The organism is Bacillus sp. 11C (genome assembly GCF_055486375.1).
Map to the genome: position 1 here is coordinate 44770 of NZ_JBUPVZ010000015.1, position 15913 is coordinate 60682.

Annotated in this window: 15 protein-coding genes; 5 read left to right on the top strand and 10 right to left on the bottom strand. The window is 43.2% G+C overall.

Annotated features, from left to right (window positions below):
• Nucleotides 1-120: 120 nt before the first annotated feature.
• The 5 genes from ACY3LV_RS17570 to ACY3LV_RS17590 all read right to left on the bottom strand — a co-directional run bounded on the left by ACY3LV_RS17570 (nt 121) and on the right by ACY3LV_RS17590 (nt 4440).
• The gene (locus ACY3LV_RS17570; protein ID WP_333562229.1) at nt 121-1035 is read right to left on the bottom strand and encodes an AEC family transporter; all 915 of its coding nucleotides are present in this window, start codon (nt 1033-1035) and stop codon (nt 121-123) included.
• 108 nt (nt 1036-1143) lie between these two features.
• A complete protein-coding gene (locus ACY3LV_RS17575; protein ID WP_464864247.1) occupies nt 1144-2685 on the bottom strand; it encodes a GNAT family N-acetyltransferase in 1542 nt (513 codons plus the stop codon).
• A gap of 15 nt (nt 2686-2700) precedes the next feature.
• Nucleotides 2701-3363 carry an HAD family hydrolase gene (locus ACY3LV_RS17580; protein ID WP_464864248.1) on the bottom strand — a complete coding sequence of 221 codons (663 nt, stop codon included), beginning with the start codon at nt 3361-3363 and terminating at the stop codon, nt 2701-2703.
• Nucleotides 3364-3484: 121 nt separating this feature from the next.
• Nucleotides 3485-3907: a CBS domain-containing protein gene (locus ACY3LV_RS17585; protein WP_148964390.1), complete on the bottom strand. Its 423-nt coding sequence runs from the start codon at nt 3905-3907 to the stop codon at nt 3485-3487.
• A 137-nt stretch (nt 3908-4044) separates the two neighbouring features.
• On the bottom strand, nt 4045-4440 hold the full coding sequence (locus ACY3LV_RS17590; RefSeq protein ID WP_464864249.1) for a YhcU family protein: 396 nt from the start codon (nt 4438-4440) through the stop codon (nt 4045-4047).
• 109 nt (nt 4441-4549) lie between these two features.
• Between ACY3LV_RS17590 and ACY3LV_RS17595 the strand changes: the two genes are divergently transcribed.
• The gene (locus ACY3LV_RS17595) at nt 4550-5455 is read left to right on the top strand and encodes an RluA family pseudouridine synthase (protein ID WP_464864250.1); all 906 of its coding nucleotides are present in this window, start codon (nt 4550-4552) and stop codon (nt 5453-5455) included.
• A gap of 22 nt (nt 5456-5477) precedes the next feature.
• On the opposite strand, the gene srtA is transcribed toward ACY3LV_RS17595, so the two are convergent.
• Together srtA and ACY3LV_RS17605 are read right to left on the bottom strand one after the other, a co-directional pair.
• Nucleotides 5478-6074, bottom strand: a complete 597-nt coding sequence (gene srtA, locus ACY3LV_RS17600; RefSeq protein ID WP_333518357.1) for a sortase SrtA — start codon at nt 6072-6074, stop codon at nt 5478-5480.
• Nucleotides 6071-9703, bottom strand: coding sequence for a 5'-nucleotidase C-terminal domain-containing protein (locus ACY3LV_RS17605; RefSeq protein ID WP_464864251.1), 3633 nt, complete (start codon nt 9701-9703; stop codon nt 6071-6073). Before ACY3LV_RS17605 ends, srtA begins: the two co-directional genes overlap by 4 nt.
• Nucleotides 9704-9785: 82 nt before the next feature.
• Here ACY3LV_RS17605 and ACY3LV_RS17610 point away from each other — a divergent pair, with 82 nt between their 5' ends.
• Complete coding sequence (locus tag ACY3LV_RS17610) at nt 9786-10439, top strand: spore coat protein (RefSeq protein WP_148964385.1); 654 nt, start codon at nt 9786-9788, stop codon at nt 10437-10439.
• Here ACY3LV_RS17610 and ACY3LV_RS17615 read toward each other — a convergent pair.
• Together ACY3LV_RS17615 and ACY3LV_RS17620 are read right to left on the bottom strand one after the other, a co-directional pair.
• Nucleotides 10371-11339, bottom strand: coding sequence for a hypothetical protein (locus ACY3LV_RS17615; RefSeq protein WP_464864252.1), 969 nt, complete (start codon nt 11337-11339; stop codon nt 10371-10373). The genes ACY3LV_RS17610 and ACY3LV_RS17615 overlap by 69 nt on opposite strands.
• Nucleotides 11340-11461: 122 nt before the next feature.
• Nucleotides 11462-12040 carry a YhcN/YlaJ family sporulation lipoprotein gene (locus ACY3LV_RS17620; protein ID WP_333562222.1) on the bottom strand — a complete coding sequence of 193 codons (579 nt, stop codon included), beginning with the start codon at nt 12038-12040 and terminating at the stop codon, nt 11462-11464.
• Nucleotides 12041-12189: 149 nt separating this feature from the next.
• Here ACY3LV_RS17620 and ACY3LV_RS17625 point away from each other — a divergent pair, with 149 nt between their 5' ends.
• The 3 genes from ACY3LV_RS17625 to ACY3LV_RS17635 all read left to right on the top strand — a co-directional run bounded on the left by ACY3LV_RS17625 (nt 12190) and on the right by ACY3LV_RS17635 (nt 14104).
• The gene (locus ACY3LV_RS17625) at nt 12190-12630 is read left to right on the top strand and encodes a hypothetical protein (RefSeq protein WP_333562221.1); all 441 of its coding nucleotides are present in this window, start codon (nt 12190-12192) and stop codon (nt 12628-12630) included.
• A gap of 603 nt (nt 12631-13233) precedes the next feature.
• Nucleotides 13234-13551 carry a PadR family transcriptional regulator gene (locus tag ACY3LV_RS17630; protein ID WP_333518362.1) on the top strand — a complete coding sequence of 106 codons (318 nt, stop codon included), beginning with the start codon at nt 13234-13236 and terminating at the stop codon, nt 13549-13551.
• On the top strand, nt 13538-14104 hold the full coding sequence (locus ACY3LV_RS17635) for a DUF2812 domain-containing protein (RefSeq protein ID WP_464864253.1): 567 nt from the start codon (nt 13538-13540) through the stop codon (nt 14102-14104). The genes ACY3LV_RS17630 and ACY3LV_RS17635 overlap by 14 nt, the downstream gene beginning before the upstream one ends.
• Before the next feature lie 247 nt (nt 14105-14351).
• Here ACY3LV_RS17635 and tcyP read toward each other — a convergent pair whose 3' ends face one another.
• Nucleotides 14352-15743 carry an L-cystine transporter TcyP gene (tcyP, locus tag ACY3LV_RS17640; RefSeq protein WP_202328526.1) on the bottom strand — a complete coding sequence of 464 codons (1392 nt, stop codon included), beginning with the start codon at nt 15741-15743 and terminating at the stop codon, nt 14352-14354.
• Nucleotides 15744-15913: the final 170 nt, after the last annotated feature.

Sequence of the window (15913 nt, forward strand, 5' to 3'; positions counted from 1 at the left end):
AATACAATTGAAACAGACCTTTTCTTATGTGATGTCTTGGTGATGATTTCCCTGCCTTCAATATAAAGCCAGACGGGGTTCGAGTCAATAAACCGCGGAATGAATAAAACACCCTCTATCTCAAGAAGAAAGAGGATGCAGCATCCAAAGCAAAACAGGCAAGGTAACAATGCTCAGCATCGTACTGATAAAAGTCGCGCTCGAAACGACTTCCGGCCTTGTATTAAACTGGACAGCCATTAAAGTTGTATTGGCAGCCGTCGGCATAGCCGCGACGAGAATCATGATTTGTTTTGTCATGTCATCCACCGGCAATATCAATGTGAAGCCTAGCGCAATCACCGGAGATACCATCAGCTTCAAAAGCAATGAATAAGAAATTTTTCTGTATTCAATATTCTTAAAAGAGATCACTGCAAGCTGCATGCCAAGAATGATCATAATGGTCGGAATGGCAGCATTTCCGACCAGCTCAATCCCCGTCATTAACTCTTTAGGGATTGAAATATGCATAAGCTGAAGTATTGACCCAAAAAGTGCTCCGTACGCAACAGGCATACGGATGACCCGGGTTATGACCGTTTTAAATCCGCCTTCCTCCGAACCTCCTTTTGCCGCATAGTACATGCCGATCGTGCTCATGATTAACTGCTGCAGCACCATTAACACCACAGCCGTATCCAGCCCGGCTGTCCCAAACACCAGCAGGACAACAGGCGTTCCGTAATTCCCATTATTCATAAAAGCGGATGACAGAATCATGGCGCAACGATCTTGGTTTGGGTACTTATGAAAAAAAGATAAAAAGGAGACAAATAGAATAAGGACTAAGCAAAGCCCCAGCACAAAAATAGAGAGATAGACATAATCCATCGTGAGCTTGTTCGTATAAAACGTATCAAACGCCAGAAAAGGAGACATTAAGTATAAGGACATTTTGGACAGTGTTTGTATATCAAAGCCGAGCGTTTTCTGTCCGATATAGCCAATTGCAAAAATTCCGAATACAGGAACTAAAACAAGCAGAAACTCCATAAGGCACCTTCTTTTCCAGAATACAATTTCCTTTTATTTTAAAGAAAGCGCGTAACCGTTTCAATTCCGCTTATGATAAAAAACCCGCCAATGAGGCGGGTTTCAGAATTATTTTTTATATTGAATATGATAAATATCACGCCGTCTGTCTTTTAGCTGGCGCACCGTACCGTTTTGGCGCTGTCTTCTGAGAATTTCAAGATCAACATCACCGATGACGACCATTTCGATATTCGGATTTGTTTCACCGACAATGCCGTCTCTGGCGAATTCAAAATCGGATGGTGCGAAGATGCCTGACTGAGCGTATTGGATATCCATATTTTCCGTTTGCGGAAGGTTTCCAACCGTCCCGGAGATGACCGTATAAATTTGATTTTCAACCGCTCTTGCCTGCGAACAGTATCTGACACGCAAGTATCCTTGGCGATCTTCTGTACAAAATGGCGTAAAAATGATTTTTGCGCCTTTATCCGCCGCAATCCTGGCGAGCTCAGGAAATTCTATGTCATAACAGATCTGAATCGCGATTTTTCCGCAGTCCGTATCAAACACGCGAACCTGGTCTCCTGCGCTGATTCCCCACCATTTGCGTTCATTCGGCGTAATATGGAGTTTGTATTGCTTCTCGATCGTTCCGTCCCGTCTGAACAAGTAAGCGATATTGTAAATCTTGTCTTCCTCTTCGACAAAATGAGACCCGCCGATGATGTTGACATTATACTTCACAGCCAAATCAGTAAATAAGCTGATGTAATCTTCTGTATACTCGGTAATTCTCTGAACCGCCAAGCTCGGTGACCGTTCCTCAAGGAAAGACATCAGCTGGGTTGTGAAAATTTCCGGAAACAAAGCAAAATCAGATCGCGCGTCTGAAGCGACATCGACATAGTATTCTACTTGATTGGCAAATTCCTCAAAGGAATAAATTTTCTTCATTTCGTATTGGATAACACAAATTCTCACAGGGAACGCCGATTTATAATAGCGTTTTGTCTGCTGAGGAAGATAATCGACATTATTCCATTCCATCAACGTCGCATACTTGATCGAAGCTGTATCGTCCGGGAGATAATTCGGGTTAATCCGCATAAGGGTAAAACCATTCATCAGCTGAAAAGAAAGGACCGGATCGTAAATTTGGTGGCGTGTCACCTGCTCAACATACTCTCTCGCCGTCATTTCATCTGCATATTTGTGAAAGTTCGGAATCCGTCCGCCTATGATAATGCTTTTCAGATTTAAACGTCTGGCCAAGTCCTTTCTCGCCTCATACAAACGATGGCCGATCTTCATTCGTCTGTATTCCGGATGAACCATGACCTCAATGCCGTACATATTCAAGCCATCAGGATTATGATTGGTGATATAACCGTCATCTGTAATGTCCTGCCACGTATGGCGGTCATCATATTCATCAAAATTAATCAGGAGGCTTGAGCACGAACCTATTATTTCACCTTCGAATTCTGCACAAAACTGCCCTTCGGGAAAATGCTCCAAGTGGCTGATTAAATGCTCCCGCTTCCAAGGGTCCATCCCCGGAAAACAGTCCTTTTGAAGATCAATAATCTTGTCGATATCTTTCTCTTCGATATTGCGAATGGCCATTTTCTTTTCAAAACGGCTCAAATCTAATTTCTCAGACAATTTACTCGCTCCTTTTTAGTGTTGTGCGTTCAGTGAATCAAGCAATAGGGCGAGCTCCATCTCCGCCATTGATTCAAGCCTGTGATCATAGTCTTCAAACATCAAGGTGCCGGTCACTTTATTCGGGACGATGACACACTTCATCCCCGCCCTTTTCGCAGCAATCGAACCATTGACAGAATCCTCGAACGCCAGACATTCAGATGGCGATACCCCAAGGTTCTTTGCCGCCAATACATACAGCTCTGGATTCGGCTTCACCTCTTCCACATCATCCGCCGTTTGAATGACCTCAAAATCATCAAACAGGCCGATTTGCTTCAAATGGCCGGACACCCATTTATAGTCAGAGCTGGAGGCAAGGCCTACTTTTAAGCCTAAATCCTTTGCCGCATTCAAATACGCTTCGACACCCGGTCTCGCTTTTTCTGTTTCCATGCGTTTCGTAAACCGCTCTCTTCTCAGTTTTGTCAGCTCTTCATGGTTCAGCTTTCGGCCGATCTGCTCTTCTAAATATTCAAAAGGCTGAAATCCCGCGGCTGTTCCGATGACCTTTCCCCAGATGGATAGCGGAAGGACCGAGCCATGTTCCTCAAATATTTCCTGAAGGACTTCATATTCATGTGTTTCTGTATCGAGAATAAGCCCGTCAAAATCAAAAATTAACGCTTTAATCACTGCGTACAACTCCTTTAGTCCGAATTGAGACATATGTATACACTATACCCCGAAACGTGTCTGCTTTCAAAAAGTAAGGGTTAATGTGAGAAAGAGCCTGCACACCGCAAGCTCTTTCTTATTAATGAATGTTTTGATGAGAAATGTTTGTCAGCGCTACTCCCGCAGACTCGTTCGACATCTGATTGACTGCCAGGTCTCCAAGCGCAACGATCCCGACTAGATTGTTTTGATCTACAATAGGAAGGCGGCGGATTTGGTGCTGGGCCATCAGCTGCGACGCGTCTTCCAGGCTCATATTAGGATTACCTGATATGAGGTCTGTTGACATCACTTCTGAAACGGGTGTCTGGCCATCTCGGCCGTGAGCTGTAGTTCTTAATGCAATGTCGCGGTCAGTCAGCATTCCTTTTAAAACACCTTGATCCACAACAGGAATCGCCCCGACGTTATACTGGTTCATGAGAGAAGCCGCTTCCTGAATCGTTTGATTCGGAGAAACGGTTGCCACCTGCGTTGTCATTGTATTTTTAACTGAACTCATTGTCAGCACCCCTTTCACCCATTAGTATGTTCAGACACGCGCTGATTAAAAAGGGAGTTAGAGGAAAGGTTTTATGATATGATTTCTTTGATGCAAAAAAGAGCTTTTCTGAAAACGGAAAAGCTCCTGCCGCCGTATTATATCAGCCTTCTGTGACCGGAAAAGGCTTGATTTGTCTTCGTTTGAAAGTCAGAAAAAGCAAACGGAAAATAAATCCCAAAATCATTCAGCATCTTGCTGTTTTTCTCAAAAATCGCCTGATTACTTATATCGGCATGCGGTGAAGGCTTTGTCAGAATAATATGTATCATTTGCAGACAAGCCATAATTTGAAATGCTTCTTTTAGTGTTCCTTGGTAATAATGGTTATTTAAAGACAGAACGCCTTTCTTTTTAAAGCGCTGAATGTCCAGTTCGGAGAAATAAAGAGGAAATACATCATGGAAAAGCTCCATTGACAGCTCCTTGATAAAGCTCTCCTGTTCTTCAGTTGCTGCGTTCACAATTCTCACGTCAATCACCTTTCTTGCCATCGAATATCCTAACTCTTAATCAAGAATAGCACAGAAAAAAACCCGAATGCTAAGGTAAGTGTTTCCTATGAGAAACGCGGCCTTCCGCTTCGAAAAGGAGCCATTTGACATGAAACAAAAAGGCAGAGGGCTTGAGCTCCTCATCAATGAAAAACAGGATGGCCAATGGCTGTTTTCTGTACTGAAAACAGCGCTCAAAGCCTCTAAACCCGTGCTTCAAGACTGGGTGTCCCATCATCGGATCAAGGTCAATCACGAATCCGTCTTACACAATATAACCGTAAAAAAGGGAGACCGCCTGTTCATTGATCTTCAGGAAAATGAAGAATCTTCCGTCATACCGGAATATGGAGAACTTGATATTTTATTTGAGGACAATCACATGCTCATCGTGAATAAACCTGCGGGCATAGCGACACATCCGAATGAGGATGGCCAAACCGGCACATTGGCTAACTTGATCGCATACCATTATCAGGTGAATGGTGAAACATGCAAGGTGCGGCATGTCCACCGCCTTGACCAGGATACATCTGGCGCCATCGTTTTTGCCAAACATCGTTTGGCACACGCCATTCTGGATCAGCAGTTAGAGAAAAAGACGCTGAAACGCACGTATACCGCCATCGCTGAAGGAAAGCTAAAGACAAAAAAAGGGACAATTGATTCACCGATCGGCAGAGACAGATCACACCCGACAAGACGCCGGGTTTCACCAGGCGGGCAAGCAGCCGTCACTCATTTCAAGGTGATTGCCGGCAATGCGAAGAAGCGGCTGTCACTGGTTGAGTTAGAGCTGGAAACAGGCAGGACACACCAAATTCGTGTTCATATGGCGAGCATCGGCCATCCGCTGGCAGGAGATGCGCTTTACGGAGGCGGAAGCACGCTGCTAAACAGACAGGCGCTGCATGCCAGAAAGGTACAAGCGGTTCACCCAATAACCGACGAGCTGATTGTTGTCGAGGCACCTTTCCCAGCTGATATAGAAAACCTTTTCCACTCTTATTTTTAAGCCGCAGGCATCGCCGCGGCTTTTAAGTAACCCGTTTTCCATATATGATATAGCGTTTCGGGGCATTGCCGATATATGAAAACGGATAGCAGGTCGTCAGAATGAGTTCCTCTTTTTCATGCTGGAGCGTAATAATGGATGTGTCGTCTTTATCGACAATTTTTGTTTTTACTATTTCATACGTGAAATCGCCATATGACAGGAAAATACGAAGCCTGTCCCCCTTTTCCAGCTCTCCCGTCCGGCGAAACACGGTATCCCGATGTCCCGACAGTACAATTTGCCCGTTTTCATCAGGATAATAGCTATCCTTGTAATGCCCGACACCTTTTTCTAAATCATCTGCATCGGTGCCCTCCACGATCGGAAGCTCAGCCTTAATTTTGGGTATCTCCAAAATGCCGCTCGCTTGTCCGGTCTCAGGCTTAAATGATGCTTTGTTCTCTGCTTGAACAGCGCTTTTTTTCTCGCGCGAAGCTACCCGCTGCTTTTCAGCCGCCAGTTTCGCTTCTTTTAATGTCTGTTCGGTCTTCATATTGGTATCGATCAATTTAAGGCCACCATAGCCTGCGATCACTAGGCCGGCCGCAATGATGACGAGTGGAATAACCTTTTTCACGTTTTGGAGGCGCTCCTTTTTCTTCTGACATATAGATAAGTTCCCGACAGTGCCGCCGCCGCACCGATCACGATAAAGTTATAGTAGCCCGCTGATGTATCCGGAAGCTGATGATCGAACCCACTTTTTGCAGTCCCGTTTTGTATTGGCAATGTGCTGATACTGACGTCAGTATCAGCGTTTTTTTTCGGTATTTCGCCGATTCTCAAAATGGCAGAAGGCGGAAGCTGATGAACGGGTACAGTACCCGGAGTCTCTTTTATATCAGTCTGATCTTCCCCAGGCTCTGGGTCCACTTTAACGGGCTGCTCTGTTACCGGGTCAGCTCCCGGCTCTTCAGTTACTGGGTTTTCTGTTACTGGAACTTCAATGTCACTGGCTTCAGCAAGCTTAATTCTTCCCTCTTTTGTATAAGAAATAGGCTCATCAAAGCTTTTTACGTACTCAACTGTCGCGTCCAAATCCTCGGGCCCTGTCACAGGATTTTTCCCATGCGATCCGATTAGCTGATATTTGGTCCCTGTCGCCGTCGCCATAAAATTATTAACGGTCAGTGTGTATGTCGCATCAGGCTGAATCTCGGCGCCATCTGCCATTTTCATCTCGACAGCTTTTCCGGTTTCTTTATCCCACGTATACGTAAACCCGCTGATGCTGTAGTCAGGCCCAAAAACCGGCGAGATTTGCGCATTGATAATCTTTCTTAAATCTTTTCCCTTAATCTCAAGCTTCGTTAACACATTACCGAAAGGCTGGATATTATAAAGATCTCCCCACGTAATGGGGCCCTTCTTCAGCGCTTCCCGTATTCCGCCGCCATTCATAAGGGCAAAATCCGTTTTCATGGCCGCTCTCATGCCATCCGCAATCAGATTTCCAAGAGGCGTGTCCCCGTCATTCGAATAACCGCCTTCCATGTCAATAGCCGCTTCACCGACAACCTCACTGATAATCGGTTCGGCTAGTGTTTGATATTTATTTAAAATAGCTGAGGTGCTTGGATCCGGTTCTATTTTACTCTGATCGACATATTCGATTTCCGCCGACTTTTTCACAATGTCTTTTGTCGTTTTATCGATCTCTACATCAACAACACCTATCGCTTTTCCATATTCAAAAGCCTGAACGATCAGTTTTCCGTTCACTTCGCCGTTAACAATCTTGTGATTATGCGCTGCAAAAATCACATCTATTTCAGAATCTGTTTTGTTTGCTAAATCTGCTGATTCACCTGTAATTGCAGTGCCATTTTGTTCAGCTGACATATGTGCGAGAACCGCGATGGCCTTCACGCCTTTTTTCTTCAGCTCTTCGGCCGCCTCATTCACCGCTGTCACTTCATCGGTAAATTCGATGTTTTTTATTCCCTCAGGCATGACCATACCCGCTGCCGACTGTGTGACAACCCCGATAAAAGCAACCGGTATGCCCTCCACATTTATGATGTCATATGCCGGCAAAAAGGGCTCTCCAGTCGATTTCATCTTACAATTTGCGCACACAAGGGGAAAGTTCTGTCCATCATATCCGCTTGTGCCTTTCGGGTGATCTCCGCCGTTTAAAATCCTCAGCAGTTCATCCGCACCTTCATCGAACTCATGATTGCCGACAGTTCCGACATCAAATCCGATATCCTCCATCAATTCTACAGTTGGTTCATCTTGTAGAAGAGATGAAACTGGAGAGCTGCCTCCGATCATATCACCAGCGTGAACAATCAGCGTGTTTTTCTTTTCAGCCTTTTTTTCTTTCAAATATGCAGCCGCATAGTCCATGCGTCCAAAGACGCCGTCTGCAGTTCCGTTTCCATCAAGATCAAGCTCATATTGCTGATCAATCTTGCCATGCAAGTCGTTCATACTGAGAATGCTAAGCGACACATGTTCTTGCGGTGCCGTTTGCCTCTTTTTATATCCTGCACTTTCCGCTTCACTTGCTGAGGCGAAGAAAATTCTGTTTTCCACAGCCACCCGCTTCCATTCAGCCGGCTCCACATACGTTTTATTTGACGAATCTCCCACATATCTTGTCAGGCCTTTCCCCTGCTCTCTGGCTCTAAACTCAAACGGCATTTCCATAAGGGGGTCGTTTTCATTCCATAATCCTTTTTGTGCTTTTTTCGCAGCGGCTCCGGCAGCCTGAAACTGCTGATAATCCTCTTCATTGTCTACAGGCCAAATAAAATACGTCGGGGCATAGCCATTTTTGACAAGCTCTAAGTTCACATTTGAACCCGACTTTGTTATGACCTGCCCGAGAAGTCTGCCATAGCTGTCCTTGGCTTCACTTCCGACTTTAACAGTAATGTCATCTCCCGGAGACAAAATTGTTTTTAGATAGTCAGATGCTTTTTTGCCAAACCTTAATTGATTTTCGTCTGCTTCATTTTTTGGTGTGTGATACGTTTCAGGTGTATCTACATTTACAAACCGGATTTTTGTCGTTCCAAGTATCGGAGATTTGAGATGAATGGTATCACCGTCAACAACCCGATCAACAATACCTTCATATTCACCCTCCGCAGACGGAGGAGCTGGCTGTTCTTCGAGCAGCTTCAGGTCAGACGATTTTCGCGGAAGCAGCTGAAGGGATTGGTACCTGCTTAACACACCGGTAAATTCATACCATTTTCCCTCATCAAGTTCGCCTATGGCCCCTGTTTCATTCATAACCCGAAGCATCATAGCATGGTGGTCTCCATCAATCATCGTTACATTATAGCCGCCGCCGGCTGGAGAATTTGGAATTGAGGAAACAAACGCTTTTAGTGTCACAATCCGGCCTTCAAACTGATCACCCAGACTGCTGTTAACCAGTTCATTGATTGTTGAATGTATAGGAGCGGGGAGAGATTGGTTTGACTGGTTGATTTTGATGCCTGATGAGTTTGGAACGATTTCTGTCAGCCCTTGGTATGTCGTGATTTTTCCTTTTACCGTGATATCCATGCCTTCTTTTAACTCGGGAAACAGTTCAGGGGAAGACGAATAAATGTTAATGCCTCCGGTTTCATCCTGCATAAAGGTCGACAGCTTCCCGCCGCCGACCGCGCTTTGATCAGCAGTGACGATCCCTTTTATTGTTACTTCTTTATTCAGCCGTCCCCGCGCTTCATTTATCGTCACCAGCTGTTCAGCCGGCGGCGTTTTCATGTCATCAGTTAAGTTCATCGACTGAAGGTTCTTAAGTCCTGTCGTGTTAAAATATTCTTCAAGCTGTCCTTGAACAGTTATCTTTTTTCCAAGAAGAAGCGGATTGGTTTGCAGCCCAAATTGGCTCCTAAAATCGGAGGGGATTTGCACAGGAAGGATGTGTTCCGGCGATGTCTCGTTTTTACTGTCTGCCAGCGCAACATTATAATCATTTGAAAAAGGGCTTGTCAGTTTATACCGCTGCGGGGAAACAGCCTGGCCGACAGCATATCCTTCAACAAGCGCCTGTCCTTCTTTTTGCTGTACCGCCATATCAACCGATATAGGATGTTGCGGATCAGCCGCCTTTACAGCTTCGCACGTGTACATCACATTTAAGAACATCAATGCCGCGACTAACACTATATGCAGAATACGCCTCATCATTTTTCCTCCCTTAATAAACACATTACAGCTTATCATTTCGACAGGCACCATATAATTCCTTTCAGGCTTCTGCATAAAACGCGGCAGACTGATACAAAATACAGCTGATCTGAAAAAAAAGGAGGAATTCGGTTTGGATCAGTTAAATCAGCAGCAGCAATCCCAAATGAACAAAGGCATCCCTGGCAAACCGCATAAAAACCACGGCGGACATGAAATGTTTGATATGCACGAGGTGCTTTCAGGAACACTTAATGTCCTTGACCAGTTTACGATGCTGAAACAATTTTGTAAGGATCAGGAATTAGTAAACATCCTTGATCGACAACATCAATTCATTGCGTCTCAATATAACTTAACTGCTGAATGCTTTAAAACAGGAAACGAGCCTTCACAAAAAACAGCAACTTATATGATGAAGGAAGACAATCAGACTGTTTACGGCATGCAGCCGTCACAGCCTAAAAAACCTGTTCAATCCATGAATGATATTGATGACAGCATTATCAGCCGACAAATGCTTTGCACTGTTAAAGCACAAGCTTCTATGCTGACGATGGCTTCTCTGGAAATGACAAATCCAGCCGTCAGACGCGTATTGTCAGCGCAGATTCAACAGTATGTTGAAATGGCTTTCGAAATTTTCCTATACCAAAACAAACACGGCTATTACCAAGTTCCTCAGCTAGATGCGCAGGACATGGAACAAATGAAAAATTCATTTGCTCCGGCACAAGGACAAATGCCTCCAACTCAAGGCGGTATGGGCCAACAAGGACTTCATTAATAACAAAGGCATTGGATAGGATCTATCCAATGCCTCACTGTTTTCATCAAATGTTTTCTTAAAGTCTTTTTCAAATTGATCAAGACTTTCCTTTGTTGCCGATTTAAACCCTTCTGTAAAGTCTCCTTTCTTTGCCGTTTCCTTTATCATTTTTGAGATAACGCCTTCCCCGTATTTGTCCGTCAGCTCATTGATCATATAAAAGCTTTGCAAATAGACATCAGTGTCATATTCGACTCGTGCTTCCTGCCAGTCTTGATCTGTCTGCAAACGGTCAAAGGGCACGACAGAAAACGTGACCGGATCTATGAGCAATTCATAGTTCGCCATCCACTCGCTTAACCCTTCATGAAACCATAACGGAAACTCAGCAGGATCTGCATCAAGCTCCTTCAATTTGTGGTGAAACGCATGGTGCGTATATTCATGGATCAACAATCTCTGATACAAATAAACCGCTACCTCGTCACCTTCTAAAAGCTTCTTTTTTTCTTCAGGCAACAAACCGATCAGCTGCTCCCGTTCAGAATAAAAACCAACGACATCCAATAAACCTGAGTAATCCTCCATCTGTTTTTCATTAGGAAAAAAAATAATATCAACAGGCTTTTGATTCGAATATCCAATCATTATCCGATTAATACTGACCGCATATTCAAGCGTTTCTTTCGTTAATGGCAGTATGGACTTTTCCTTGGAAGTGTAATAAATATCGGCTTGTTTGAATGACTCTTTCTTCATGTGCTTCGTCACTTGTTCTTTCGTTATACCAGATGCCTGCCCTGGCAAAGACAGTATATACAACGTGCTGGATACGATGGCCGAGCTTACAGCCAGCATCACAAGGACTCCGCACAGGAATAGAGCGGATGCCGCACGCTTTTCTATGCCACCCCGCAAACGTCTCCCTCCCTGAGCCGGTCCGTCTTGTACCTTTTATTTTCACTCTATGCAGCAAGAGTTTGCGGTGTGCCATTAACGCCAAAAAAGCCGCACAAATTGTGCGGCTGCTTTGTTCATTCTTATTCAGCTTGCGGGAATATACGCTGTACAGTTTTACTGAATTCATCGAAGAATCCTGCAATCGGATCGCCATTTTGAATCCGATCGCCATATCCCTGCATTCGGTCAACAAAGTCTGGATTGGCAGAAACATAAACATTATCCATATTTTTATCAGTGTCTTTTACTTTATCGGAAATTTTCTTTTTCAGATCCTGTCCAACATCTTCTTTTCCATTTTTCAATACAACTGCAACATACGCTTGATTTCCTGCAACGATCACATTTGCTTGCTCTACTTCTTTCATATCAGAAATTTTATCAGCAGCATCGTCAGCAACTTCTAATTGTTGATTCTCATTACCATTGTTATTGCCGTTATCGTTAACATTATCGGTTACATTATTATCGACATTGTCACGATTGTTATTGACATCGTTAATATTTCCTCTGCCGTTATCGTTCACTGGATTGCGGTAGTTAACGTTTTCTGGATTTGCATTATCTCGTCTGCCCTCACCCTGATTGGCCATACCGCAGCCAGTCATAAGCAAAGGGACAAGAAGCATGGACGCAAGGACTTGTTTTTTTCCAAGCATGTGAATTCCTCCTTTATCACTTTACTTATAGGTTTTTCTAAATAGCTTTAAATATGCATGTAAATCTGAAGGAAAAGCTTTCCCGGGAAATAAAACGGTTAATTTGTCTAATGAGGGGGAAAATATGAATACACTAAGAAGGAGGGATTATGTTGTTCAATCAGCGAAAAGGAATCAGTCCCACAGCATTGGTGATAGGCTCAACTATGCTTATTGCTGCTTTATCGCCTCAGATCCGCAAAAGATTCAGCGGGTTTATCACAGGACAAATGAACAGACGGAATTCTGATAATAAGATGTTTGATGCTTCTAATGTAGGAAACATGGTCAAACAAGTATTGGGCGGCGGCGATAAACAGGAACGTTCACAACATCAAAGCCAGCAACAAAATGGCCGGCAGCATCAGCATGCCGAACAGCAAAAAACACAGCACCAGCACACACAGTCTCAAACGAGTCAAACCGAGTCAGCTGCGAAAAAAAGACAGTCTCATTATGCTGAACCCGTTCATTTTGACCAAAGCGCAATGAACGTTATGGATGATAACACCATGATGGGAATCCTGGAGGACTTAGAACCGGGCCGTTAAAAAAACGTGTCATCCAAGGTGAATTGCACAATGGTTCAAATGGTTAATTTTGCTTTTCATTTTTCTTGTTTTTTATTTTTCTGCCTGTTTTGGAGTACAATTGGTAGCATTAAAAAATCCTTCTTGCGTGAAATGAACGTTTGAAGGGTTTTTTATTTATGCTGCCACTGAATCCAAAGCAATCTTTATCGATTGATGTTACTCCCCACATCAAAAAAGTGAAGCAAGAACACTAGTTAACACTGTTACTGCCGATATAACGCGTCTGAGTTTCATTAATAATCTGTCCCTTTTTATGTTGTTTCTTGCTTCAACACTCCACATATAATATTCACTTGGCGTTGGAAGTCCTGTTTCTGATGAAAAACTGCGCCACTTCAATCGCATTCTAAATTTTCATCATTGAATCAAAATATACATATGCCCGCTAAATAATTCATACAAAAAGTCGCTTTCCCTTACGTAAGGAAAGCGACTTTTTAGATTGAATCCCCCTTATTATCAAGTTTTTTACTTTTTGAAAATGTGTTGACTATGCAGTTGAACTGTATTATGTTGTTATTAAGTTGAACTATATAGTTGAACTGAAGAGAGGGTGAGGGTATGAAACATAAATTATTACCGTTGTCTGAAACGATGCATTATATTTTATTAGCTCTGCGTGAACCACTCCATGGCTATGCCGTAATGCAGAAAATAGAAAAGATAAGTAACGGGACTGTTATGTTAGCAGCCGGTACACTATACGGTGCGATTGAAAACTTGAATAAGCATGGTTGGATTGAACCTGTTGGAGAGTCAGGCCGGAGAAAAGTTTATATGATCACTGCGGAAGGAAGCACCATTTTGAAAATGGAACAAAACAGGTTATTGCATATTTTATCCCTGTACGAAGGAAGTGAATCGAATGAAGAAAATTAAGATGTTTTTTGATATTGAAAAAGAGGAGCAATGGCTGAACGAGCAATTACAAAAGGGTTATCGTTGTACCAATATTAGTGGATTAGGCATATACACTTTCGAAAAAACTGACAAGAGATATGTGATGCGACTGGATTGTCAAGATGATTTGCCTAAGAAAAAGTTGGTCGAATACAAAGGGATATATGAGGATTTCGGTTGGAACTATATAAAGGGGTTTTGGCTTACTGGAATACGATATTGGCAAAAAGAAGGAGATGATCATAAGGAAATCTTCTCGGATCGCCAATCAAAGAGTCATTATTATAAAAGATTGATGAATTATCCATTTTGGTTCGGTATGCTGTGTTTAGCTTATTCTTATACGTATTACAAGGATTCGGGAATATATCATGAAGGTCTTTGGCGTATGAAAGGAGCGTTATTTTGGAAAGCATTTTTATTTGAAACTCCATTTGCCCTTTTGAAATTGCTCCCTGCCCTTATGGTTGTTTTGTTTGGCATCAGTTTCTATAAAGCATATCGAAAGTATTCAATGTTAAAAGAAAAATAATGAGGCCATGTATTTACCACAGTCAGGCGCTTTTCTTTCATTCGTGGCCAAAATTTAGAAATCACAACATATCGCCGAAAGCCTCTTCAAGAATGTATTGATCATGGTCAAGAGGAAATCCTTCTGAACCCAGTTACATTTGCACAGTGGAATAAAAGCATAAAAAAGAACCCATGAAACCTTTACATTACAGGGTTCATGGGTCTTTTATTGAAATGAACATCAAAACGAAGCGGGTTACACGCTGTTACGCTTCTTCAGCTTCAATCACTCTGGATTGATCATTGAATACATTTGAATCAATTTCCTTTGTGATCTTACTCGTAATAAGACCTGATGTCATACTGCCGCTGACATTCAAAGCAGTACGCCCCATGTCGATTAACGGTTCGATTGAGATTAATAAACCGGCGAGCGCGACAGGCATATTTAATGATGATAAAACAAGAAGCGCCGCGAATGTCGCTCCGCCGCCAACTCCGGCAACACCGAAGGAGCTGATGGCAACGACTGCGATAACTGTGATGAGAAACACCGGATCAAACGGATTCTGGCCGATCGTCGGGGCAATCATCATCGCCAGCATCGCAGGATAAATGCCGGCGCATCCATTTTGGCCAATCGAAAGACCGAACGAACCTGCAAAGTTAGCGATTCCTTCCGACACACCCAAGCTTCTCTGTGTTTTAATATTCAGTGGCAAAGCACCCGCGCTGGATCGTGATGTAAATGCAAATATAAGTACAGGGAGCGCTTTTTTCAAATAAACGATCGGGTTCAAGCCGCTGAGCGTCAGCATCAGCAAATGAATGATAAACATTGCGATTAACGCGGTATACGAAGCAATCACAAACATACCTAGTTTTAAAATGCTGTCAATATCACTCGTCGCGATCGTTTTGGTCATAATCGCCAACACTCCATAAGGCGTCAGGCGCAAAATGAGGGTGACGACACGCATGACAATGGCATAAACGGCATCAACCAGCTTTTTAAATGTTTCTGCCTGTTCCGGCTGTTTACGTTTTACGCCGAGGAATGCCATTCCAAGGAAAGCAGCAAAAATCACGACAGCGATCGTTGAAGTCGGTCTAGCTCCTGTAAAATCTAAAAACGGGTTTCCCGGCAGCAGTTCAACAATCTGCTGCGGCAATGTTTTCGCTGCCATATCCTCTGATTTCTGCTCAAGCTCCTGCCCCCGTGAAAGTTCAGTATCTCCTTGGTCGACTTGGATCGCCTGCAAATCAAAAGAGAGCGCGGACGCAATACCGACAGCTGCAGCTACAGCTGTTGTTGCAACTAAAATCCCGATAATTAAACCGCTGATTTTCCCAAGATTTTTTGTCAGCTTCAGCTTTGTAAATGCACCGAGAATTGAAATAAAGACGAGCGGCATAACAACCATTTGAAGCAATTTGACATATCCGCCCCCGGCAATATTAAACCAGTCGGCTGTTTGAATGACTATATTTGAAGTCGGGCCGTAAATCAGCTGAAGCGCAAATCCGAATACAATCCCCAGCCCCAGCGCAGTAAATACACGTTTGGAGAAGGAAACGTGTTTTTTCTGCATAGCAAAAAGCCCTAAGATAAGTAACAATAAAATAAATACGTGTAATACGACTAGTAAAGTCTCCAAAGCAGGTAAACTCTCCCTTCAAATTTTCTTTTTTACTATATTACACTAATTCCGATAGGTCAAGTGCGAATTATTCCAGCTTATGATTCCAGTAAAAAAACCTTATATAATCCCTTTTTTGTTCTTTTCTTTCTCTTCCATCTTTAGTACCTTATATAAAGGTGATAACA

Excerpts from the sequence above, each read along its gene's own strand:
- ACY3LV_RS17570 (WP_333562229.1), bottom strand. The coding sequence starts at position 1,035 with ATGGAGTTTCTGCTTGTTTTAGTTCCTGTATTCGGAATTTTTGCAATT.
- ACY3LV_RS17625 (WP_333562221.1), top strand. The coding sequence starts at position 12,190 with ATGTTGTTCAATCAGCGAAAAGGAATCAGTCCCACAGCATTGGTGATA.
- ACY3LV_RS17635 (WP_464864253.1), top strand. The coding sequence starts at position 13,538 with ATGAAGAAAATTAAGATGTTTTTTGATATTGAAAAAGAGGAGCAATGG.
- ACY3LV_RS17630 (WP_333518362.1), top strand. The coding sequence starts at position 13,234 with ATGAAACATAAATTATTACCGTTGTCTGAAACGATGCATTATATTTTA.
- ACY3LV_RS17585 (WP_148964390.1), bottom strand. The coding sequence starts at position 3,907 with ATGAGTTCAGTTAAAAATACAATGACAACGCAGGTGGCAACCGTTTCT.
- ACY3LV_RS17595 (WP_464864250.1), top strand. The coding sequence starts at position 4,550 with ATGAAACAAAAAGGCAGAGGGCTTGAGCTCCTCATCAATGAAAAACAG.
- ACY3LV_RS17590 (WP_464864249.1), bottom strand. The coding sequence starts at position 4,440 with ATGGCAAGAAAGGTGATTGACGTGAGAATTGTGAACGCAGCAACTGAA.
- ACY3LV_RS17620 (WP_333562222.1), bottom strand. The coding sequence starts at position 12,040 with ATGCTTGGAAAAAAACAAGTCCTTGCGTCCATGCTTCTTGTCCCTTTG.
- ACY3LV_RS17605 (WP_464864251.1), bottom strand. The coding sequence starts at position 9,703 with ATGGTGCCTGTCGAAATGATAAGCTGTAATGTGTTTATTAAGGGAGGA.